This window comes from Pedococcus bigeumensis (assembly GCF_006438965.1).
GTDB classification, from domain to species: Bacteria; Actinomycetota; Actinomycetes; order Actinomycetales; family Dermatophilaceae; genus Pedococcus; species Pedococcus bigeumensis_A.
The window spans coordinates 601,926-622,098 of the sequence record NZ_RCZM01000003.1 but is presented as its reverse complement, the minus strand read 5'-3'; the positions used below and the strand labels follow the sequence as shown (position 1 = coordinate 622,098).

At 69.0% G+C, this 20,173-nt stretch carries 21 protein-coding genes, 1 tRNA gene and 1 pseudogene; 7 read left to right on the top strand and 16 right to left on the bottom strand.

Translation table 11 applies throughout. The annotated features are described in order from the left end of the window. Nucleotides 1-148 precede the first annotated feature (148 nt). From EAH86_RS20640 to EAH86_RS11410, 7 genes and pseudogenes are all read right to left on the bottom strand, one after another. Complete coding sequence (locus EAH86_RS20640; RefSeq protein WP_206665806.1) at nt 149-802, bottom strand: transposase; 654 nt, start codon at nt 800-802, stop codon at nt 149-151. 61 nt (nt 803-863) lie between these two features. After that, nucleotides 864-1,055, bottom strand: a complete 192-nt coding sequence (locus EAH86_RS20635; RefSeq protein ID WP_206665805.1) for a hypothetical protein — start codon at nt 1,053-1,055, stop codon at nt 864-866. Between the two features lie 15 nt (nt 1,056-1,070). Further along, on the bottom strand, nt 1,071-1,211 hold the full coding sequence (locus EAH86_RS20630) for a hypothetical protein (RefSeq protein WP_206665804.1): 141 nt from the start codon (nt 1,209-1,211) through the stop codon (nt 1,071-1,073). 1,058 nt (nt 1,212-2,269) lie between these two features. After that, nucleotides 2,270-3,037 carry a site-specific integrase gene (locus EAH86_RS20820; protein WP_241668323.1) on the bottom strand — a complete coding sequence of 256 codons (768 nt, stop codon included), beginning with the start codon at nt 3,035-3,037 and terminating at the stop codon, nt 2,270-2,272. 126 nt (nt 3,038-3,163) lie between these two features. Then, nucleotides 3,164-3,451: pseudogene (locus EAH86_RS21025) on the bottom strand (hypothetical protein); the annotation flags it as partial. A gap of 76 nt (nt 3,452-3,527) precedes the next feature. Then, complete coding sequence (locus tag EAH86_RS21020) at nt 3,528-3,749, bottom strand: helix-turn-helix domain-containing protein (protein ID WP_140740648.1); 222 nt, start codon at nt 3,747-3,749, stop codon at nt 3,528-3,530. Between the two features lie 248 nt (nt 3,750-3,997). Next, nucleotides 3,998-4,070: transfer RNA gene (locus tag EAH86_RS11410), tRNA-Arg, on the bottom strand. A 472-nt stretch (nt 4,071-4,542) separates the two neighbouring features. Between EAH86_RS11410 and EAH86_RS11405 the strand changes: the two genes are divergently transcribed. Beyond that, the gene (locus tag EAH86_RS11405) at nt 4,543-6,378 is read left to right on the top strand and encodes a phosphoenolpyruvate carboxykinase (GTP) (RefSeq protein WP_140740646.1); all 1,836 of its coding nucleotides are present in this window, start codon (nt 4,543-4,545) and stop codon (nt 6,376-6,378) included. A 117-nt stretch (nt 6,379-6,495) separates the two neighbouring features. Here EAH86_RS11405 and EAH86_RS11400 read toward each other — a convergent pair whose 3' ends face one another. Both EAH86_RS11400 and EAH86_RS11395 read right to left on the bottom strand, forming a co-directional pair. Next, a complete protein-coding gene (locus EAH86_RS11400) occupies nt 6,496-7,326 on the bottom strand; it encodes a DinB family protein (protein WP_241668322.1) in 831 nt (276 codons plus the stop codon). Next, a complete protein-coding gene (locus EAH86_RS11395) occupies nt 7,284-7,883 on the bottom strand; it encodes a DUF664 domain-containing protein (protein WP_140740643.1) in 600 nt (199 codons plus the stop codon). Before EAH86_RS11395 ends, EAH86_RS11400 begins: the two co-directional genes overlap by 43 nt. A 61-nt stretch (nt 7,884-7,944) precedes the next feature. Here EAH86_RS11395 and EAH86_RS11390 point away from each other — a divergent pair, with 61 nt between their 5' ends. The 3 genes from EAH86_RS11390 to EAH86_RS11380 all read left to right on the top strand — a co-directional run bounded on the left by EAH86_RS11390 (nt 7,945) and on the right by EAH86_RS11380 (nt 11,939). Then, the gene (locus tag EAH86_RS11390) at nt 7,945-8,901 is read left to right on the top strand and encodes a helix-turn-helix transcriptional regulator (RefSeq protein ID WP_140740640.1); all 957 of its coding nucleotides are present in this window, start codon (nt 7,945-7,947) and stop codon (nt 8,899-8,901) included. Between the two features lie 92 nt (nt 8,902-8,993). Beyond that, nucleotides 8,994-10,430, top strand: a complete 1,437-nt coding sequence (locus tag EAH86_RS11385; RefSeq protein WP_140740636.1) for a family 43 glycosylhydrolase — start codon at nt 8,994-8,996, stop codon at nt 10,428-10,430. 21 nt (nt 10,431-10,451) lie between these two features. After that, nucleotides 10,452-11,939 (top strand): hypothetical protein, encoded by a 1,488-nt coding sequence (locus tag EAH86_RS11380; RefSeq protein WP_140740633.1) that lies wholly within the window; start codon nt 10,452-10,454, stop codon nt 11,937-11,939. A 26-nt stretch (nt 11,940-11,965) separates the two neighbouring features. Here EAH86_RS11380 and EAH86_RS11375 read toward each other — a convergent pair whose 3' ends face one another. Genes EAH86_RS11375 through EAH86_RS11360 form a run of 4 tightly spaced genes read right to left on the bottom strand, consistent with a single transcriptional unit; the run spans nt 11,966 to nt 15,334 of the window. Continuing rightward, entirely contained in the window at nt 11,966-12,373 is a 408-nt protein-coding gene (locus EAH86_RS11375; RefSeq protein ID WP_140740630.1) for a universal stress protein, read from the bottom strand. Next, a complete protein-coding gene (locus EAH86_RS11370; protein WP_140740627.1) occupies nt 12,370-13,203 on the bottom strand; it encodes an ATP-binding cassette domain-containing protein in 834 nt (277 codons plus the stop codon). Before EAH86_RS11370 ends, EAH86_RS11375 begins: the two co-directional genes overlap by 4 nt. Then, complete coding sequence (locus tag EAH86_RS11365; RefSeq protein WP_140740624.1) at nt 13,200-14,222, bottom strand: ABC transporter permease; 1,023 nt, start codon at nt 14,220-14,222, stop codon at nt 13,200-13,202. Before EAH86_RS11365 ends, EAH86_RS11370 begins: the two co-directional genes overlap by 4 nt. A gap of 2 nt (nt 14,223-14,224) precedes the next feature. After that, on the bottom strand, nt 14,225-15,334 hold the full coding sequence (locus EAH86_RS11360) for a substrate-binding domain-containing protein (RefSeq protein ID WP_140740621.1): 1,110 nt from the start codon (nt 15,332-15,334) through the stop codon (nt 14,225-14,227). Between the two features lie 155 nt (nt 15,335-15,489). Between EAH86_RS11360 and EAH86_RS11355 the strand changes: the two genes are divergently transcribed. Then, nucleotides 15,490-16,482, top strand: coding sequence for a LacI family DNA-binding transcriptional regulator (locus EAH86_RS11355; RefSeq protein WP_140740841.1), 993 nt, complete (start codon nt 15,490-15,492; stop codon nt 16,480-16,482). Here EAH86_RS11355 and EAH86_RS11350 read toward each other — a convergent pair. Next, on the bottom strand, nt 16,479-16,667 hold the full coding sequence (locus EAH86_RS11350; RefSeq protein ID WP_140740618.1) for a hypothetical protein: 189 nt from the start codon (nt 16,665-16,667) through the stop codon (nt 16,479-16,481). The genes EAH86_RS11355 and EAH86_RS11350 overlap by 4 nt on opposite strands. Next, the gene (locus EAH86_RS11345; protein ID WP_140740615.1) at nt 16,664-17,140 is read right to left on the bottom strand and encodes a hypothetical protein; all 477 of its coding nucleotides are present in this window, start codon (nt 17,138-17,140) and stop codon (nt 16,664-16,666) included. The genes EAH86_RS11350 and EAH86_RS11345 overlap by 4 nt, the downstream gene beginning before the upstream one ends. A gap of 172 nt (nt 17,141-17,312) precedes the next feature. Between EAH86_RS11345 and EAH86_RS11340 the strand changes: the two genes are divergently transcribed. Further along, nucleotides 17,313-18,047, top strand: coding sequence for a response regulator transcription factor (locus tag EAH86_RS11340; RefSeq protein WP_140740612.1), 735 nt, complete (start codon nt 17,313-17,315; stop codon nt 18,045-18,047). Beyond that, entirely contained in the window at nt 18,044-19,507 is a 1,464-nt protein-coding gene (locus EAH86_RS11335) for a sensor histidine kinase (RefSeq protein WP_140740609.1), read from the top strand. The genes EAH86_RS11340 and EAH86_RS11335 overlap by 4 nt, the downstream gene beginning before the upstream one ends. A 27-nt stretch (nt 19,508-19,534) precedes the next feature. On the opposite strand, the gene EAH86_RS11330 is transcribed toward EAH86_RS11335, so the two are convergent. After that, complete coding sequence (locus EAH86_RS11330; RefSeq protein ID WP_140740606.1) at nt 19,535-20,092, bottom strand: DinB family protein; 558 nt, start codon at nt 20,090-20,092, stop codon at nt 19,535-19,537. Nucleotides 20,093-20,173: the final 81 nt, after the last annotated feature.

Genomic DNA, 20,173 nt, shown 5'->3' with positions numbered 1-20,173 from the left:
GCATTGAGATGCAAGTCTGCATTGCCACAATCGCGGTCCCTCCAGTCCCCTCCACGCGAGCCCATAAGAAGGTGGCGGAGGTGGGTGAAAGCGCCGACACATAAGCGGTGCGGAGGCCGACTGGAGCGTGCGACGCTCCTATGCTTCGTCAAGCAGTTGTGGCCTGGTTTTCGAGTAGGCGATAGAGGTCGCGGGCGACGTAGCGGGCGAGGCATCGTTTGATCTCTCGGCTTGTCTTGCCTTCGGCAGTGCGGCGAGCGACGTAGTCGCGGGTGGCTGGCTGGTACTGGATCCGGCTCTGGACCACGGTGTGCAGTGCCGTGTTGAGCTGCCGGTCGCCGTAACGGTTCAGCCGATAACGGGTGGTGACCTGGCCGCTGTTGGCCGGGATGGGCGCCACGCCGGCGAGCATCGCGAACGCCGCCTCGGAGTGGATCCGGCCGGGGTGGGACCACGCGCACAACACCGTCGCGGCCACGATCGGGCCGACCCCGAACTCCTCGAGCAGGTCAGGGCGCCAGCCGCGGATGATGGCCAGGATCTCCTTTTGCAGCTCCCGTGCCTCCTTCAGCATCGCGTGGGCCCGACGAGCCAAGGTCCGCAGCGCGACGACAGTGCTGGTCGTCTCGACGTCCCACGCTGACTGAACACGCAGCTTGGCGGCAGTGTTGAGCATCGCGGCGAGCTTCTGGCCGCGGAACCTGACTCGGATCGGTTCCGGCGCAGCGATCACGAGGCTGAACACCTGTAGCTGCGCCTCGGTGGAGGCGTTGATCGCTGAGCGGCGAGCAGCCAAAAGCACTGACAGGGCTTGGCGTTCGCCCCCGGCGCGGGGTGTTCCCAACCGCGGTCGCGCCATCGCCTCACGGGCAGCGCGGATCGCATCGAGCGGATCGGACTTCGCGCCGTTGCCACGCGCAGCCCGCTTCGGACGGTCCAGCTTCGATGACGAGCTCCGACATCTCCAGCAGGTGACGACTCAGACCGGCGCCGTGGCCACCGGTCCCTTCGATCGCCCAGGCCCGCAGCATCGGGTGGTTGTTGGCGAACTCCACCAGCTCGGCATAGCCCTAAGCTGTCGCCTCGACGGTGATCTCGCCGAGGACACCACCGTTCGCGCTGTCGATGACTGCCGCGGAGTGGGTGTGGACGTGGGTGTCGACGCCGATGACGACGTCGACCACCTCGCGCAGATCGGTCAGACTGTTCATGCGTTCTCTCCTTCGCGGACGGGACGTGGTCCCGGTCCGGGACGGAGGCTCGGCAGGACTGTGATGAGACACATCCGGCGCCGCTAACGCCAGGTGGTCAAGCTCCTGATCAGGCCAGCTCCTCCGACCGGGCCGGGGCCGGGGACCACGAGCGGACACGTCGCACCAAGGCGCGAAAGCCAGTCCTTCCGGAGGTCACACCCGCAGTCGCCAACCCACAGCCCATCACCATCAGGCTGCAACGGCGATCCTCACAGTCTTCCGCCCCCTTTGGTGTCACCGTCACCCCCCGAAATCACCACACCGCCCTCCCCACCCCTCGTCGCCGTCGTACCCCCACCGAAATAGCCAACCCCATGTCCCACACACCTCATGCATTCTCGGCCGGTGCGTCAGTCGTTGTGACGAAACGCGCTACCTGCAACCGGGACCAAGTGTCCGCCCGTTGCACGGCTCGCAGCATTAGGAATGCAGCGAGAGGAGGAGTCGAGAGATGGCGCGAGAACTGTCTCAAGCCGCGACGTGGCAAGCCGAGCGAAGTCCGACGTTGGATACAGCAACGTCAGTGCGGGGAACGGCAGAGAGGCGCGTCGTAACGACTCCCATGCGAGCGGCAAAGGCACGCAGTCGGCGTGCAGCTGGCGGGATCGTCAAGTGTGGATGGTGCGACATCGCTGTCGCGATCCCCGCGCGGGGGCGCGTCCCGAAATGGTGTTCGGCCACCTGCCGGCACCGCGCATGGGAGCAGAGACGGGCTGCGGAGTCTGGGCTCTCGATCGCGAGGTTGAGGTAGTGCGCACCTTCACCGCGGCCAAAGAGGTGCAAGCCGTCCCCTGCGTCACTCCGCGAAATGTCGCGGACTGGTCGGAGCTCCTTCACGACCTCGCTGATCGGCTCGACAGAGGTCGGATCTACGACAGGGATGTGAGGCTCCTCGCGCCTCCCCTCACCGACCTGCTGGACGCGTTCAGCCGTCGCTGTCGCTGAGGCGACGTGCGACCACGGCTACTCCTCGGACAGATCCATGGTGCGCTCAAGCGTCGGGCACGAACATCTGCTCAACCACGCACGGACGTCGCATCCGACGTCTGTGCCGGCCACAACGACTCCCCCCTCCGGCGTGCCGCCTCCACTCTCAACTCATCTACGGCGTGCGAGTACCGCTGTGCAGTACCCATCTCCGTCCACCCCATGATCGCCATCACGGTGCGCAGGTCGACGCCCTGGATCAGCAGCAGGGTCGCCGCCGTGTGACGGGCGTCGTGCAGTCGTGCGTCGCGAACCCCGGCCTCCTTGAGCAAGGCCTTCCACTCGCGCCAGTCCCGCGCGGGATCCATGGCGCGGCCGAAGTCGTCGGGGAAGACGAGGTCCGGGTCGGCATGCCAGAGCTCGCCAGCGACCAGCCGCTCTTCCGCCTGGCGCACCCGGTGCGTCCGCAGCTCATCGACCAAGGGAGCGGGCAGGGCGATGGTCCTTCTCGACGCCCTGGTCTTGGTCTCGACCAGCTGGATGCCGCCGTTGCGGCGGCCGGGGCACTCGGCACCCCGCTTGTGGCCACAGGTCGGGGCTCGCGTGCCCTCGACGATGCAGCCGTGCTCCCACGTACGGCGCTGGACGGCTCGGCGGATCTGCAGGGTCGACTTGGCGAAGTCGATGTCGGCCCAGGTGATGCCGAGTGCCTCACCCTGACGCAGGCCAAGGGACAGTGCGACGGACCAGCGCGCCCCGTTCCGCCCAATCCGCGCGGCCTGCAGGATGGCTTGGCACTCGCTGCGGGTGAGCGGTTCGACCTCCGTGAACGGGACGCGTGGTGGTCGAGCGATCATGGCCGGGTTCGATGCCAGGCGCTGCCGCCGAACCGCTTCGTTCAGCCCGGATCGGAGGACACGGTGGACCGCGTGGACGAGGCTGGCCGAACTGCCCGCGTCCAGCATCCGGCGATAGTGCTGTTCGAGAGTTTCCGGGCGTAACGAGCTCAGTCGAATGGACCCCAAAGCAGGGACGATGTGAACTCGCATCTGGCTTCTGTACGTAGACAGCGTCTTCCACCGGACCGTGGAGGGGAGAACGTTCTCGAGCCAGTGCTCCAGCCACTGACCGAGAGCGGGGTCGGACTCTGTCCATGTGTACTGGCCAGTGTCCCGGGACCGTTCTAGCGCGCGGACTGCCCGGTCGAGCTCACCCTTGGCGCTTCGACTGATGTGCTTGCGATCCGGCTGGCCATCCAATCGCGTGCCCATGGTCACCCGAGCGTGCCAGCGACCGTCGGCTCCACGATATTTGGACGATGTGGTCTCTTCAGCCGAGAGTCGCCGTCTACCCTTCATCCGGCTCCCTCAGGGACCTGAGGTAGCGGTTGAGCTCCCGTCGCTCGACCCGGACGGAGCGGCCGATGCGAACAACGTGCAGGTGACGGCGTGCTACTTCACGCTCGACGCTGCGCCTGGTACACCGCAGGTGCGAAGCGACCTCGCCAAGGGTCAACAGGAGCGTGGGCTGGGTGTCCTCAGTGGCCCGGTGGGCAGTTGCTGTGTTCATGCCGACAGAGGCCGGGCCGGAGCCGTCTGGTGGTCACGGGACGGCACGGCAGGTCCCCTTTCGGGGACCGGCGAGGACTGGGGCACACCACCAGTCTCCCCACACGACGGGAGTGGCCGGCTTCTCATTGTTGAGCCCATTTTTGGGCCCATCGAACGAACCAAGCAGCCTAAACGGTGTCCGGCACGAGCAAGGCCCCGACCGCGTCTCCGCTGGTCAGGGCCCTGATCGTCTGTCTCAACACAGAGTGCGCCCGAAGGGATTCGAACCCCTAACCTTCTGATCCGTAGTCAGATGCTCTATCCGTTGAGCTACGGGCGCAGATGCTGCCCTGAGGTTCCTTGTGGGATCACCCAGAGCAACGACGGGCAAGACTACCGGTTGATCCCCGCGGCCACGAAATCGGAATGCCGCGCGCGCCGGGCGAGCACCCGGCGGCCTACCCCGCCGCGGGAGGCCGGGAACGAGGCATGCGGTGCCGCACGCACCCGACGGCCGACCACGAGCCGGCGCGACACCCTGAAGTCGAAAGGCAAGAAACGCAACGGATTCCGAGGGTTTCTTGCAACGTTTGCAAGAAGGCTGCAAGCGCCACGGACCTACCCGTCGGTTGTGAGGCTTTTCACGAGCGATCTACAGCCCGCGCGGTATCTACTGGCGCGTAGCCCGGCGTACGGTGACCAGATCAGAAGCGTTCACCATGTGGACACGGCGTCTTCGGGCCCGCGTCGGTGGACGCATCACCTCATTGATCCGGGGGTCACTCACCCGGGCGAAAGGGACGGCCGATCACATGACGACCGAGGCGACGCACACCGACCAGCGAGCGGGCGGCACCACCCACGCCGGCCTGCAGGCTTGGGTCGACGAGGTGGCAGCGATGACCACCCCCGACCACATCGAATGGGTCACCGGCTCCGACGCCGAGTGGACCCGCCTGACCGAGAAGCTCGTCGAGGCCGGCACCTTCGTGCGCCTCAACGAGGAGAAGAAGCCCAACAGCTTCTACGCAGCCTCCGACCCGACCGACGTCGCCCGGGTCGAGGACCGCACCTACATCTGCTCCGTGGACGAGAAGGACTCCGGGCCCACCAACAACTGGATGGACCCGAACGAGATGAAGGACCTCATGCGCGGGCTCTACGCCGGCTGCATGAAGGGCCGCACGATGTACGTCATCCCCTTCGTGATGGGCCACGTCGAGGCCGAGAACCCGATGTTCGGCGTCGAGATCACCGACTCCGAGTACGTCGTGGTCTCCATGCGCGTGATGGCCCGCACCGGCGTCAACGTGCTGCGCCGCATCGAGGAGCTCGGCGAGAACGCCAAGTACGTCCCCGCACTGCACTCCGTCGGCGCCCCGCTCGAGCCGGGCCAGCAGGACGTCAAGTGGCCGTGCAACCCCGAGAAGTACATCGTCCAGTTCCCCGAGGAGCGGATGATCTGGTCGTACGGCTCCGGCTACGGCGGCAACGCCCTGCTGGGCAAGAAGTGCTACTCGCTGCGCATCGCCTCGGTGATGGCCCGCGACGAGGGCTGGCTGGCCGAGCACATGCTCATCCTCAAGCTGATCTCCCCCGAGCAGCAGGTCTACTACATCGCGGCGGCCTTCCCGAGCGCCTGCGGCAAGACCAACCTCGCGATGCTCGCCCCGACCATCCCGGGCTGGAAGGTCGAGACCCTCGGCGACGACATCGCCTGGATGCGGTTCGGCGAGGACGGCCGGCTGTATGCCGTGAACCCCGAGTTCGGGTTCTTCGGCGTCGCCCCCGGAACCAACGAGCACACCAACCCCAACGCGATGAAGACCATCAACAAGGGCAACTCGGTCTTCACCAACGTGGCCCTCACCGACGACACCGACATCTGGTGGGAGGGGCTGGAGAACACGCCCGCCCACGCCACCAGCTGGAAGGGCCAGGACTGGACGCCCGACTCCGAGGAGCTGTCCAGCCACGCGAACAGCCGCTACTGCACCCCCATCGAGCAGTGCGACATCCTCGCGGACGAGTACTACGACCCCAAGGGTGTCCCGATCTCGGCGATCTTCTTCGGTGGCCGTCGCAAGACGACCGTGCCGCTGGTGACCGAGTCGCGTGACTGGATTCACGGCACCTTCATGGGCGCCACCCTCTCGTCCGAGACGACCGCTGCCGCGACCGGCGCCGTGGGTGTCGTCCGCCGCGACCCGATGGCCATGCTGCCGTTCATCGGCTACAACGCCGGCGACTACTTCCAGCACTGGATCAACCTGGGCAAGGACGCCGACGCCTCCAAGCTGCCGAAGATCTTCTACGTCAACTGGTTCCGTCGTGACGAGGAGGGCGCCTTCCTGTGGCCCGGCTTCGGCGAGAACAGCCGCGTCCTGAAGTGGGCCATCGAGCGCCTCGAGGGCAAGGCTGCCGCTGTCGAGACCCCGATCGGCCACGTGCCGACCCCGGAGTCGCTCGACACGTCCGGCCTGGACATGAGCGATGCCGACATCGCGGCCGCCCTCAAGGTCGACCCCGAGGAGTGGAAGGCCGAGATCCCGCAGATCGAGGAGTGGTTCGCCAAGTTCGGCGACACCCTGCCGACCCAGCTCCAGGTCGAGCTCGACGGCCTCAAGGCGCGCCTCGGCGTCGAGTGACGTCGGTGAGCTAGCTCGTATGCCGGCTGACCGGCATACGACGAAAGGTCCGGAACCGTGCTGGTTCCGGACCTTTCGCGGTCTCCCCCAGCTCGAGAGTGCACGACACGCTGGGCGTCAGGGGGCCGCGTCAGCGTGTCGTGCACTCTCGAGGATCGCGAGGTCGCGGGTGGCGTACTGGTGGTGGTACCACTCCTCGTTGAGGATGCAGCCGACCACGTCGGAGACCTCGAAGTCGCGCGGCTCGGGGTAGCCGGGCTCGGTCACCGGTGTCGTCCTTCCGGCGAGCTGCTCGTCGGTGAGCCCGTCGACGACACGGCGCATCGTGGCCATCCGGTCGCGCCGCAAGGCGAGCACCTCGTCGAGCGACGGGCGCACGGAACGGTCGCACGGCACCTCGGGGATGTCGGCCATGTCGTCGTGCGGCAGGTCGAGCGGGCTCCACGGGGACGGGTCCCCCAGGAGGGCCCGGGGGATCCAGGCGTCCGTCGCGAAGACGAGGTGGCGCTGGGTCTCGATGAAGGACCACTCGCCGTCGACCCGCTCGTGCAGCTGCTCTGGCGTGAGCCGAGCCGCCCGCTCGAAGGTCTGCGCCCACCGCCGCTCGAGGATGTCCCAGGCCGCACGGAACCCGGTCGGGTCGGTCGGGTGCATCTTGGTGCGGTCTGGTTCGCGGCGGTCGAGCTCGGCCTCCACGTAGTCGGTCACGTCGACCCCGTTGACGGTCAGACGACCCACTTCCCCGGTGATCTCGGCTTCGACCCAGGCCCCTCGGATCACCACCCCGCGCAGGTCGACGTTCTTGAACCGGGCCCCCTCCATGAGGCAGTCGTCGAAGGTGGCTGCACCGAAGTCGACCCCACGGTAGGTCTGGTCCTTGTGGCTGGCGTCGTAGTCCTCGAGCCTCATCGGACCGGCCAGGTCCACGCGCCCGACACCGGCTGCCACCCGGGCGGGGGATCCTCGCCGACCCGGCCGTCGACCGCCTCGCGGAGCAGGTCGGCATGACCGGTGTGGCGGCCGTACTCCTCGACCATGTCGAACAGCAGTCGGCGCAGGTTGGCGTGGTTGCCCTCGTCGTCGTGCGCCTCGACCGACCGGTCCAGGCCCCCGTCGGCGAGCACCTCGGCGACCCTGGTGCGGGCCCGGGCCACGGCGCCGTCGTACAACGCGTAGAGGTCCCCGGGCGAGTCCGTCGCGGCCGACTCGAACTCCCAGTCGTTGTTGCCGTCCCAGCCGTTGTCGTCCCACGCCGGGTCCATCGGTGCGCCGGTCATCTGGACGGTGAACTTGTAGTCCTCGTTGGAGGCGAGGTGTTTGAGCAGGCCGCCCAGAGTCAGGGTCGAGCGGCCGATGCGGGAGTTGAGCCCGTCGGCCTCGAGCCCGTCCGCCTTGTAGCGGAACGTGGCGCGCAACCGGTCGAGCGCGCCGAGCAGGGCTGCTGTCTCGATGCCGGCCAGCGGCGGCTCCCAGGGAGTCTCTGTCACCGTGTCCGTCGTAGCCATGGCCAGCACGCTAGAGACCGTTCCGGACGTTGCGCTTCCGGTTCTGCCTAAGATCTCGGGCATGGCCTCGCCGGACACGAGTCCCACCGCTCGCGCGCTGCTCGCCCTCGAGCTCATCCAGGGTGCTCCCGGGATCACCGCCGGTCGCCTCGCCGAGCGGCTGGGCGTCACCGAACGCGCGGCCCGGCGGTACGTCGCGATCCTGCGGGAGGCCGGCATACCCCTGGAGTCCGAACGTGGTCCGTACGGCGGGTACCGCGTCGGGCGCGGACTGCGACTGCCACCCTTGATGTTCGAGGCGGCCGAGGCGCTCGCCCTGGTCATGGCCGTCCTCGACGGGCACCACCAGGCCGCCGACCCGACCGACCCGGCGGGGAGCGCCCTCGGGAAGATCGTCCGAGCACTCCCGGAGCCCATCGCCGCGCAGGCCGAGGCAGTGCGCCGCGCGGCAGCCCCCGCGCCGGACCGCGGCGCCGCGCGGCCCAACCCGCAGATCACGACGACGTTGGTCCAGGCGAGTGTCGACCGACGCCGGGTGCGGATCGGCTACCGCACCGAGGCCGGCCGTGAGTGGTCGCAGGAGGTGGACCCGTGGGCGGTGGTCATCCGCCACGGCCGGTGGTACCTCCTGTGCTGGAGCCATGTCGCCAGTGCCCGCCGCGCCTTCCGCATCGACCGGGTCACCGCCACCACGGTCCTCGAGCCCACCTTCGCTCCCCCGCCAGGTCTCGACCCCGTCGCCGAGCTCGACGACCACCTCGCGGCGGGCTGGGAGTACGACGCCGAGGTACTCATCGAGGCGACGCTCGACAGGGTCGCGGACATCCTGCCGCGAGCGCTCGGGCGCATCGAGGAGGTGGGTCCGACGTCCACCCGCCTGGTCGGGAGCACCAGCAACCCCACCTGGTACGCCGAGCAGCTGGCCGTCCTGCCGGTGCCCTTCCGCATCGTCAACGGGCCCGAGCTGCGTTCTGCCGCAAAGGGAATCGCTCAACGGTTGACCGACGCCACGAGCTGAACAGCCATGCCGGCGGGGACTGCTCCCCATCGACGGCGGCGGCAGCCCGCGGTGTGATCGGTGGCGACACCAACCACCGATCGGAGCACACCATGTCCACACGTCGACTCAGCAAGGGCGTCGTCGTCCTCGCCGCCGCAGTCCTGGTCGTGACCACCGGCGTCGCCGCCGCAGGTGCGGGCCAGGGAAACGGCAAGGGCGGCGGCGGGCGCGGCGAGCAGCACCAAGGCCAGGGAAACGGTCAGGGCCAAGGTCAGGGACCCGGCCAGGGTCAGGGCCAAGGGAACGGCCGAGAGCAGGGCAACCAGCAGGACAAGTCCAAGAACAGCGGCAACGGGCAGGGCGGCGGAGCCGGCCAGACCAAGGCCGGCCAGACCAGGAACGGCAAGGGTGACGGCGCGGGCAAGGGAACGGGCAAGGGCCAGGGGAACGGCAAGGGCAACAGCAACGCCGCCGGCAAGGCCAAGGGTGACGGGGACAGGACCGGCAGCGGTGCCAAGGGGGCGACCGCGGCTCAGGGCAGTGACGAGGGCGACGACCTGCGGTATCCCGGGGTCGACACGATGGCGCTGCCCGACTCCGATCGGTTCATCAGCTATGGCGCGAGCGCCAGCGAGGGTGGGCGCCGCTACCGGGTGCCGTTCACGATCCACGGCGACGCCAACGTGCCGACCACCTCGGCCAGGATCAACGGCGACGCCTTGCCGCGCACCGGCGCCTGGGTCGCGCCGGGGTCGGGGGTCTGGGCCCCGGCGGCCTTCTACCGGGCCGACGCCACCGGCCGCGGCTACTACCTGCTCTACACAGCAACCCACCGAGACGACAACGGCCGCAAGTGCATCGGCGTCGCCTGGTCGGCGACGGCGAAGGGGCCGTTCACCCCTGCGGCCACGCCTCTCGTGTGCCCGACCAAGGGTGACCGGTGGGCGCTGGACGCCGACGTCGCCACCGGTCCCAAGGGTGGCGTGTGGTTCACCTGGCGTGATGGCCAACGGGCCGACGGGCCGGAGTCGGCACTGTCGGTCATGCTGCTCAAGTTCGACGAGCACCACCGGGTCAGTGGAGCAAGCAACCCTCGCGTGATCATGCGCAGCAACGAACTCGCGTGGGCGCACTACCGCGATGGCGCAGGGGTGACCGTCATCGAGAACCCTGCGCTGCTCTATGACCACGGCTGGTACCTCTTCTACTCGGGCAACTCGTGGCCGACCAACTACTACGCGACCGGCATCGCGTGGTGTGGCGCGCGGCTCAGCGACGCGATGTGCACGCCGATCCCGGGACCGCGCAAGGCCGTGTTCGCCTATACCGGCCCGCAGGACCACCTCCCCCGAGACATGTATGTGCACGGGCTGCCCGGCAACCAGCGCGGTCCCGGGGCGATGGCCCCCTTCCGCAGCAACGACGGCCAGCTCTGGGTGACGTGGAACTACTTCCGCGACGGAAGTCGCGAGCGGTTCAGCCGGACCGGACGGCTCGTCGTCACCGGGAACCGGGCCAACGCGGACTTCAAGGTCGTCGCGCCCTGAGCCACCCGGCATACTCGCGGCATGGCGCAGAGCAACCCCCACCAACCCCGCGGAGTGGTCTTCCCGGAGGTCGACGGCAAGCGGAGCACGTCGGCCCTGGGTCGCGCCGTCGTGGCGGACGCGCTCCGGGGGGTCGACCCGGTCGGAGCGCAGGCCGCGGAGCGCGAGACCAACTGGCGCCAGGGGTACCTGACCCACTTCAAGCGGATGGTCGAGGCGGGGCTGCTCCGGGACGGTGAGGCAGCCGTCGACGTGGCTCATGCGGGGTTGGACTCGTTGCACTCCCGGATGCGGGCGACGACCGCGGCCGGCGACGAGGTGGCACTGAGCGACGCGTTCGCCGCCGGCGGGGGCACCCCGCTGGAGACGGCGACCGTGCGCGGCACCGGGGAGCGCGCGACCGCGCTGAGCGTCCCGCTGCACGGCGAACGACTGCGCGGAGACGCGCTGCGCCGCAAGCTCGACGACTGGACGGTGCGCGGCATCATCGAGCCGTCGGCAGCCGAGGCGGTCCGGACCGTGATGGCCAACCCGGACTGGCTCGACCTCCGCGACCAGCAGGTCGTCGTCCTCGGGGCCGGGGCCGAGATGGGACCGCTGCGCTCGATCCTGTCGTGGGGCGGTGAGGTGATCGGTGTCGACCTGCCTCGCCCCGACATCTGGAAGCGCGTCCTGGACGTGGCGGCGATGTCCGCCGGCACCCTGCACCTACCGGTGGCGGCCGGCGCAGCGTGGTCGGCCAGCAACCTCGGGGTTCATGCCGGAGCCGACCTCCTGCACGGCCTCCCGAGCATCGCCGACTGGCTGACCGCAGTGGACGGGCCGATCGTGCTCGGCAACTACGTCTATGCCGACGGCGCCACCAACGTCCGGGTTTCCACCGCGGTCGACGCCCTCAGCGTCGAGCTGATGAGTCGCCGGGCTGATGTCTCGTTGGCCTTCCTGGCCACTCCGACCGATGTCTTCGCGGTGCCGGGCGACGCCGTCGAGCACTCCACCCGGAGCTATCGCGGGCCATCGAAGCCGATGCTGCTGGTCCGACCGGCGCTGCGGACGGTCAGCGGCGGGCGACTGCTGCGACGCAACTACGCGCCGGGCACCGACCCGGGACTCAACGACAGCCTCGTCCCGCAGCAGGGGCCGAACTACGCTCTCGCCAAACGACTCCAACGGTGGCGGGCGACTGTGTCCCGACGCGACGGCCGCACCGTGTCGCTCAACGTCGCACCGCCGACCAGGACCCGGTCGGTGGTCAAGAACCGCGCGCTCGCCAGCGCCTACGCGGGTGCACACCGGTTCGGTATCGAGGTCTTCGAGCCGGCCACGAGCAACACGCTCATGGCTGCCCTTCTCGTCCACGACCTGCGCACGGCGCCCCACGCGCCGACCACGCCCTGGCGCGAAGAGGCGGCCGGCGCCGTCCACGGCGGACTCTGGCGGACGGCCTACGACCCCCGCAGCGCTCTGGGGATCGCGGTGGTACTCGGTCTGGGCTCAGCTCGAACCTGAGCCCAGACCGAGGTCGTGGGGCCTGCTCAGCCGCTCTTGGCGGCTTTGACCGCCAGCACTGCGCACGGCGCGTCGAGCAGCACCTGTTGCGAGGTGCTGCCGAGGAAGAGCTTGCCGACCGGGGTGCGACGCCGCACCCCGATCACGATGAGCCGGGCGTCCTTCTCCTGAGCGACCCGCAGGATCGCCTCGGCGGGCGACACCTCATCGGTCGACTGGATCACCTCGTGGGCGATCCCTGCGCCGGTGAGCTCGACGTCGATCGCATCGATGTCCGCGGGGCTCGCGAACGTCGACCCGGCGAAGTTCCCGCTCTGGCCGGTGTTGACCACCACCAGCGTCGAGCCGTCGATCACCACCTCGTCCTTGGCCCGCTCGAAGGCAGCGATGCCCTCGGGGGTCGGGATGTAGCCGATGACGACGACGCCGCTCACGACGAGCCTTCGAGTCGCTTGGCACCGGTCATGATCGCCACGCCCTCACCCATGTCGTGCGTCTGCGGCGTGACGACGCCGGCGCGGCCACCGAGCCGCTGGATGTGGATGCGGTCGGCGACCTCCCACACGTGCGGCATGTTGTGGCTGATCAGGATGACCGACAGGCCCCTGTCACGCAGCTGCTTGACCATGTCGAGCACCATCCCGGACTCCTTGACGCCGAGCGCGGCGGTCGGCTCGTCGAGGACGACGACCTTGCTCCCGAACGCCGCCGCACGGGCGACCGCCACGGCCTGGCGCTGGCCGCCCGAGAGGGTCTCCACCGCCTGGCTCATGTTCTGGATGGTCTGGATGCCGAGGTCCTGCACCGACTGGCCGGCCCGCTTCTCCATGCCCTTCTTGTCGAGCATCCGCAGCACCGACCCGAGCGGGCCCCTGCGGCGCTCCTCGCGGGCGAGGTAAAGGTTGCTCGCGATGTCGAGGGCCGGGATGACGGCCAGCTGCTGGTAGACCGTCTCGATGCCCGCCTCGCGGGCGTCCTGCGGCTTCTTGAAGTGCACCGGCTGGCCGTTGAGGGTGATGACACCGGAGTCGGCGACGTAGGCGCCGGTGAGGCACTTGATGAGGGTCGACTTGCCGGCACCGTTGTCGCCGATCACGGCGAGCACCTCACCGGGGTAGAGGTCGAGGTCAACCCCGTCCAGCCCGACGACGCGGCCGAACGTGATGACCAGCTTGCGGGCCGAGAGGACTGGCTCCTTGGCGTAGATGTCCTCCTTGCCTTCGGGCACGCCGCCGTGGGCGACCTCCAAAGTGGGAGTGCTCATGCCTTCACCTTCCTGATCCACTGGTCGACGGCGACCGCGACGATGACGAGAATGCCGGTGGCCAGCACGCGCCACTGCTGGTCGACGCCCATCTGGGAGAGCCCGAACTGGAGCGTCTGCACGATGAGCGCACCGATCAGCGTCCCGACCAGGCGACCTCGGCCCCCGAACAGGCTCGTGCCGCCGATCACGACGGCCGTGATGCTGGCCAGGTTGGCGTCCGGGAAGGCGTTGGGAGTCGCCGCACCGGCCCGCCCGATGAGGATCCACGCTGCGATGCCGTAGATCAGGCCCGCGACGGTGTAGACCGCCAACAGGATCCGCTTGCTCGGCACGCCCGAGAGGCGCGCCGACTCGGGGTCGTCACCGACGGCATACACGTAGCGACCCCACGCGGTCTGTGACAGGACGAAGCCCATCACCGCGTAGATGAGGATCACCACGATGATGCCCCACGTCAGCCGGAAATCACCGATGCCGAATCCCTCACCGAGGAAGTTGAGCAGCCTCGGCAGGTGGTCCGCTTGGATGCTCTCACCACCGGAGTAAAGCAGGGCGATGGCCGTGAAGACGCTCAGGGTTCCCAGGGTGACGATGAACGGCGGCAGGTTGATCCGGGTCACGAGGAGGCCGTTGAGGGCCCCCGCAGCCGTGGCGAGCAGGACCCCCACGGCCAGGGCGAGGATGCCGGGCATGCCACCGTCCTTGGCCAGGGTGGCCATCACCATCATCGAGAGCACCATGACCGCGCCGACCGAGAGGTCGATACCCGCGGTGAGGATGACGATCGTCTGCCCCACCGCAAGTGCTGCGACCACCGCAGTCTGCTGGAGCAGGATGCCCATCGAGCTGGCGGTGAGGAACGTCGCCGACCCGATGAAGAACGCGACGAACGCGACGAGGAGCAGGAAGAGCGGGCTCAACCACGGCCTACCGTGCAGCTGGTGCTGCACACGCTGGAGGGGGGACTGCTGCCGCCGAGCGAACTCGGCAGCAGCAGAGGTGACCTCGGTGCTCATGGTCAGTTGCCCCAGCAGATCTTGGCGCCGTCGTCGGACGAGATGCTGTCGACGCCGTCGGCCTTCTTGTCGGTGACGAGCGCGACGCCGGTGTCGAAGAAGTCCAGACCCGAAGTGACCTGGGGCTTCTCGCCACCGCGGGCGATCTTGGCGATCGCCTCCATGCCGAGGGTGGCCATCTTCAGCGGGTACTGCTGGGCGGTGGCACCGATGACGCCGCTCTTGACGCTGCCGACGCCGGCGCAGCCACCGTCGACCGAGACGATGAGGGCCGTCTTGTTTGCGGCCTTGAGGGCGGCGTTGGCACCGACGGCGGTGGGCTCGTTGATCGTGTAGACCAAGTTGATGTTGGGGTTCTTCGCGAGGCACTTCTCCATCGCGGTGCGGCCGCCGTCCTCGGCGCCCTGACCGGCCTCGTTGCAGACGATCGTGTAGTCGCCACCCTTGCCACCGGTGTACTTGCCGGTCTTGGCCTCGTCGCCGTTCTTCTTCCCGTCAGCCACGTCGATGCCCATGCCCTCGAGGAAGCCCTGGTCACGGTTGTAGTCGACCGAGACGATCTTGTCGCTGAAGAGGTCGAGCAGGGCGATGACGGCAGGCTTGCCGTCGAGCTGGGCGGCAGCCCACTGGCCGTCCAGCTTGCCGGCGTTGCGGTTGTTGGTCGCGAAGGTGATGTCGACCGTGTCGGCCGGGTCGGGCGGGGTGTCGAGGGCGATCACGAAGAGCTTGGCATCGCGAGCCTTCTTGATGGCGGAGTTGACGCCGTCGCTCATCGGGGTGATGAGGATGCCCTTGTCGCCGCGGGCGATCGCGTCCTCGATGGCCGTGATCTGGCCCTGGTCGTCGCCCTCCTGCTTGCCGGAGGCGACCGTCAGCTTGACGTTGTTCTTGCCGGCGTCGGCCTTGGCGCCCTTCTGCATGGCGACAAAGAACGGGTTGGTGGAGTCCTTCGTGATGAGCGTGACGCCCACCTTGGCACCACCGCCAGCGCCACTGGCGCCGTCGGACGAGCTGCCCCGGTTGCACGCGCCGAGGGCGAGGGCAGTGGATGCAGCGAGGGTGACCGCGAGGGTGCGGCGGAAGGCTGGGGTCTGCAGGGTGTTGTGACGCATGGGGGCTCCCATCTCATGCGGCGCCATCGCCGCTGACAACGTTGTCACGAGCGTTTCTAGTCCTCCCTTGTGCTTTTGTCAACGGTTCCTGTAGAACTGCACACGTGATCGTGACATCGTTGTCAAACGGGGATGCGCGTCGCCCCCGCGCCACCATGCGGGAGGTGGCCGCTCTCGCGGGCGTCAGCCTCAAGACGGTGTCGCGCGTCGTCAACCGCGAGTCGGGCGTCTCCGCCGATGTCGTCACGAGGGTCGAGCGGGCGGTCGCCCAGCTCGACTACCGGCACAACCTCGCCGCGAGCAACCTGCGCCGAGGCCACGGCAAGACGGCCATGGTCGGCGCGCTGCTGCAGGACATCAGCAACTCGTTCTCGTCCAGCCTGCTGCGCAGTCTTGAGGACGCCGCCCGGGATCGCGACGTGGTCATCGTCGCGGCCAGTCTCGATGAGGAGCCCGAGCGCGAGCGGGCGCTGGTTGAGGGACTCGTGCGCCGACGGGTCGACGGCCTGCTCCTCATGCCCGCCACCGAGCGCCACGACTACCTCGCTGACGACCTGCGCAGCGGCCTGCCCATCGTGTTCGTGGACCGTCGGCCCAACGGTGTCGACACCGACTCGGTCACCATCGACAACGCTCGTGGCTCGCGGCTCGCGGTCTACCACCTGGTCGCTCACGGACACCGACGGATCGCGTTCCTGGGCGACCTGCCGACGATCCAGACGGCGCGGAACAGGCTCGAGGGGTTCGAGGCCGCCATGCGCGCGAGGCACATCCCTCTCGATCCCTCGAGGGTCATCACGTCGCTGCGTTCACCCGAGGATGCCGAGGCCGCCGTTTCCAGGCTGCTCGCCAGCGATGAGCCCCCGACTGCGATTTTTGCCGCACGAAACTCGTTGGCAGTCGGCGCGATTCGCGCCCTGCATCGGCTCGGAAAGGCCGGTCAGATCGCCCTGGTCGGCTTTGACGACTTTCCGTTGGCCGACATCGTCGACCCGCCCTTGACCGTCATCCGACAGAACGTGGGAGCGATCGGGGCCGAGGTCGCGCAGCGACTCTTCGCGCGGATCGACGGTGACACCTCACCGCCACGCCACGTGGTGCTGGCCCCAGAGCTCGTCGAACGCGGCTCAGGCGAGATCCGCCCCTAGTCGCCCTTCGCCACGGCCTTGGCACGTTGCGACGCCAGCGGTCGCACGGAGCCGCACACCGGCACCGCACTGAAGTCCTTCCGCCGCAACGCTTCCGACTCATCGAGGTATGCCGCGTGGCGGGCTCTCGCCCGCGCCGCGCCTCGTGCGGCGCCCGGACGACGGATCAGCGCGAGGTGGATCATGGCGTGCTCGCATTCGGGTCGGCCGGCGCCTGCTGGAGAGCTCCGGGACCACCCTGGCCCTGCTGCACGGTCCCTCCCTGCCGGCCGAAGCCACCCTGCGGACCCGTTCCACCACCTGGCAGCTGACCGCCCCGGCCGAAACCACCCTGCTGGACCTGGCCGCCACCCACAGAGGTGCCGACGGGGAGGGCAGCAGCCGCGGCCACCGCTCCCATCGAGGAGATGCCGATTGCGAGGGCGGCGGCAATGGCCGTCTTGCGACCGGTCCACGTGGGCGGGTTGAGTGCCGGCGCCGTCGTCGGCGCAGAGCCCGCGAGGGCGGACTCCGCCTCGTCGCGCGCCGGCGACGTGCTGGGAGGTGAGGCAGGAGGCGAGGCCGGCCCCGCGGCATACGGGATGGTCGTGGTCGGCAGCGTCTCGGTCTGCGCCCACGGGAGCTGGGCGGTGTCTTCGGTGCGTGGGGTCGTCGTCATCGGGGTCTCCGAACGTCGATGGGTGAGGTGGTCGACTCCGAGACTCGGCTGGGCGGCTGTGGCGATCCTGTGCGCGGGGTGTCGACCGACTGAGCGTTCGGCACAGAGGGCTCACAGGATTCGCACAGGAGTTACGGGGGCGTCGCACATGGTTCCGGTGTTTCCTAGAGCCATGAACACGCAGCAGTCCGCCTCCGCCAAGCTCCAGCGCCTCGACGGCACGCCCGTCCGCGTCCTGGTCGTGGACGACGAGAACAACCTGACCGAGCTGCTGAGCATGGCGCTGCGGTACGAGGGCTGGGAGGTCCGCACCGCAGCCACGGGTGTGGCGGCAGTCCGGGCGGCCCGCGAGTTCCAGCCCGACGCCGTGGCCCTCGACATGATGCTGCCTGACTTCGACGGCCTCGAGGTGCTGCGCCGGATGCGCGGCGACAACCCCAACGTGCCGGTCCTGTTCCTGACGGCCAAGGACGCCGTAGAGGACCGGGTGGCCGGGCTGACCGCCGGCGGCGACGACTACGTCACCAAGCCGTTCAGCCTCGAGGAGGTCGTCGCCCGGCTGCGCGCGCTGATGCGTCGCACGGCCATCGTGACCGACGAGTCCGCCTCGGTGCTCTCCGTCGGCGACCTCACGATGGACGAGGACAGCCACGAGGTGATGCGCGGTGGGGACCAGATCAACCTCACCGCAACGGAGTTCGAGCTGTTGAGGTACCTCATGCGCAACCCCAAGCGGGTGCTGTCCAAGGCCCAGATCCTGGACCGTGTCTGGAACTACGACTTCGGCGGCCAGGCCAACGTCGTCGAGCTCTACATCTCCTACCTGCGCAAGAAGGTCGACGCCGGTCGCGAGCCGATGATCCACACCATGCGCGGCGTCGGATACGTCCTCAAGCCCGCCACATGAGCCCCGCCGCCGTGGTTGGTTCCGCTCGGTCGCACCTCAACCCCGCCACCTGGTCGCTCAGCTCGAAGCTCGTGGCGACGGTGGTCGGGCTGTTCCTCGTCGTCACCCTGGCGTCGGGAGCCTTGACGGTCCTGCTGTTGCACCAGAGCCTCGTGCGTCAGCTCGACGACGGCGTCACCGCCAGCCTCGTCCGGGCCGGCGGCCCTGACCGGGGACGACCAGGCAACGGCACCGGGGACGGTCCGGGTGGGCCACCCGGCGTTGGCGGCGAGTCGCTGTTCCTGCGGCTCAGCAACGGCGTGGCGACGCAGAGCCGGGTCGATCACGACCGGACCACCGACACCCTCACCACCGCGCAGATCGAGGCGCTCAACGCGGCCGGCATCGTCTCGACGCCGAAGACCGTGGAGGTGCCGGGCCTGGGTGACTACCGGGTCGCAGCGGGACAGGCCGTCGACGGCGACACCGTCATCACCGGCCTGCCGGTGGCCAGCATCAACGAGACCGTGGTCACGATGATCACGCTGGTGTCAGGCGGGACCATCGTTGGTTTCGTGATCGTGTCGGCGGGCGGTCTCTGGCTCGTGCGACGCAACCTCGCCCCGCTGCAGCGCGTGGCCCACATGGCCACCCAGGTCTCGAACCTCAAGCTCGACTCCGGGGCGGTCGCCCTGGCCGAACGCATCCCACCCGCCGACACCGACCCCCGCACCGAGGTCGGCCAGGTCGGTCTCGCCCTCAACAACATGCTCGACAACGTCGAGGGAGCACTCCAGTCGCGGCACGAGAGCGAGCAGCGGGTGCGTCAGTTCGTCGCCGACGCATCGCACGAGCTGCGGACGCCCCTGGCCTCCATCCGCGGGTATGCCGAGCTGTCCCGTCGCGAGCGCGAGCCGGTGCCCGCCTCGGTCACCCACGCGCTGTCGCGCGTCGAGTCCGAGGCGCTGCGGATGCAGGGCCTCGTCGAGGACCTCCTGCTGCTGGCCAGGCTCGACGCGGGTCGCCCCCTCGACCGCGAACCCGTCGACCTGTCCCTGCTGGCGATGGACGCCGTGAGCGACGCCTATGCGGCGTCGCCCGACCACCGCTGGGAGCTCGACCTCCCCGACGAGCCTATCGAGGTGACGGGCGACCACGCCCGGCTGCACCAGGTCGTCGCCAACCTGTTGGCCAACGCGCGTACCCACACACCCGCCGGCACACGGGTGGTGACGTCGGTCAAGCCGGACGGTCAGTGGATCAGGGTGAGCGTCTCCGATGACGGGCCAGGCGTACCAAAGTCGCTGCAGGGCAACGTGTTCAACCGGTTCACCCGCGGCGACGACTCACGCAACCGGGCGGCCGGCTCAACGGGCCTCGGTCTGTCGATCGTCGACGCGGTGGCCAAGTCGCACGGCGGCAACGTCGAGCTCTCCTCCACCCCCGGCGACACGACGTTCACTGTCCTGCTGCCTGCCTGACCCGACCTCGCGGCATACCCTCCGCAGTCACTCGCCGGTCTCGCCGTCGATGGCTTCGCGCAGCACATCCGCGTGTCCGTTGTGCCGCGCGTACTCCTCCACCATGTGCACCAGCACCCATCGCAGGGACGGGAAGCCCTGACCTCCCCAGGCCGAGTGCGTTCGGTCGAGGGCGCCAGGACCCTCCGCAGCAAGTTGTCCGGCGACGACGGCGCGGGAGTGCTCCACCCGTTCCGACCAGAGGGCGCGCAGCTGGTCACCAGTGAAGTCCGCCGCTCCCGGCCAGCCCCAGTCGCGCGTGTGACCGGATCCGGGGATCGGTTCGGTCCACGGCTCAGGCACGGGCTCCCCGGCCACGACCTCGGTGAACCAGAAGTCCTCGACGGAGGCGAGGTGGCGCAACAGGCCACCGAGGCTGTTCGTCGAGGGCGGCTGCCGGTGCCGGAGCTGGTCGTCGTCGAGGCCGCGGCACTTCCAGTCGAGGGTGGCCCGCTGGAAGTCCAGGAAGCCCAGCAGGGTCGCGGCCTCCCCCTCGGCCATGGGCGGTTCGGGTCGTCCCTGGTCGTCGACCTGCACGTCAGCCATCGACCCACGGTAGGGCCACGCTCATCACCGCGCCTCAGGAGTGGCACAGCGACTGCACAGGGCGCGCCCCGACGGTAGGTC

Excerpts from the sequence above, each read along its gene's own strand:
- EAH86_RS11360 (WP_140740621.1), bottom strand. The coding sequence starts at position 15,334 with ATGCGTCACAACACCCTGCAGACCCCAGCCTTCCGCCGCACCCTCGCG.
- EAH86_RS11350 (WP_140740618.1), bottom strand. The coding sequence starts at position 16,667 with ATGATCCACCTCGCGCTGATCCGTCGTCCGGGCGCCGCACGAGGCGCG.
- EAH86_RS20820 (WP_241668323.1), bottom strand. The coding sequence starts at position 3,037 with ATGATCGCTCGACCACCACGCGTCCCGTTCACGGAGGTCGAACCGCTC.
- EAH86_RS11385 (WP_140740636.1), top strand. The coding sequence starts at position 8,994 with ATGTCCACACGTCGACTCAGCAAGGGCGTCGTCGTCCTCGCCGCCGCA.
- EAH86_RS11405 (WP_140740646.1), top strand. The coding sequence starts at position 4,543 with ATGACGACCGAGGCGACGCACACCGACCAGCGAGCGGGCGGCACCACC.
- EAH86_RS11395 (WP_140740643.1), bottom strand. The coding sequence starts at position 7,883 with ATGGCTACGACGGACACGGTGACAGAGACTCCCTGGGAGCCGCCGCTG.
- EAH86_RS21020 (WP_140740648.1), bottom strand. The coding sequence starts at position 3,749 with ATGAACACAGCAACTGCCCACCGGGCCACTGAGGACACCCAGCCCACG.
- EAH86_RS11390 (WP_140740640.1), top strand. The coding sequence starts at position 7,945 with ATGGCCTCGCCGGACACGAGTCCCACCGCTCGCGCGCTGCTCGCCCTC.
- EAH86_RS11370 (WP_140740627.1), bottom strand. The coding sequence starts at position 13,203 with ATGAGCACTCCCACTTTGGAGGTCGCCCACGGCGGCGTGCCCGAAGGC.
- EAH86_RS11330 (WP_140740606.1), bottom strand. The coding sequence starts at position 20,092 with ATGGCTGACGTGCAGGTCGACGACCAGGGACGACCCGAACCGCCCATG.
- EAH86_RS11380 (WP_140740633.1), top strand. The coding sequence starts at position 10,452 with ATGGCGCAGAGCAACCCCCACCAACCCCGCGGAGTGGTCTTCCCGGAG.
- EAH86_RS11340 (WP_140740612.1), top strand. The coding sequence starts at position 17,313 with ATGAACACGCAGCAGTCCGCCTCCGCCAAGCTCCAGCGCCTCGACGGC.
- EAH86_RS11355 (WP_140740841.1), top strand. The coding sequence starts at position 15,490 with ATGCGGGAGGTGGCCGCTCTCGCGGGCGTCAGCCTCAAGACGGTGTCG.
- EAH86_RS20630 (WP_206665804.1), bottom strand. The coding sequence starts at position 1,211 with ATGAACAGTCTGACCGATCTGCGCGAGGTGGTCGACGTCGTCATCGGC.
- EAH86_RS11345 (WP_140740615.1), bottom strand. The coding sequence starts at position 17,140 with ATGACGACGACCCCACGCACCGAAGACACCGCCCAGCTCCCGTGGGCG.
- EAH86_RS11365 (WP_140740624.1), bottom strand. The coding sequence starts at position 14,222 with ATGAGCACCGAGGTCACCTCTGCTGCTGCCGAGTTCGCTCGGCGGCAG.
- EAH86_RS11335 (WP_140740609.1), top strand. The coding sequence starts at position 18,044 with ATGAGCCCCGCCGCCGTGGTTGGTTCCGCTCGGTCGCACCTCAACCCC.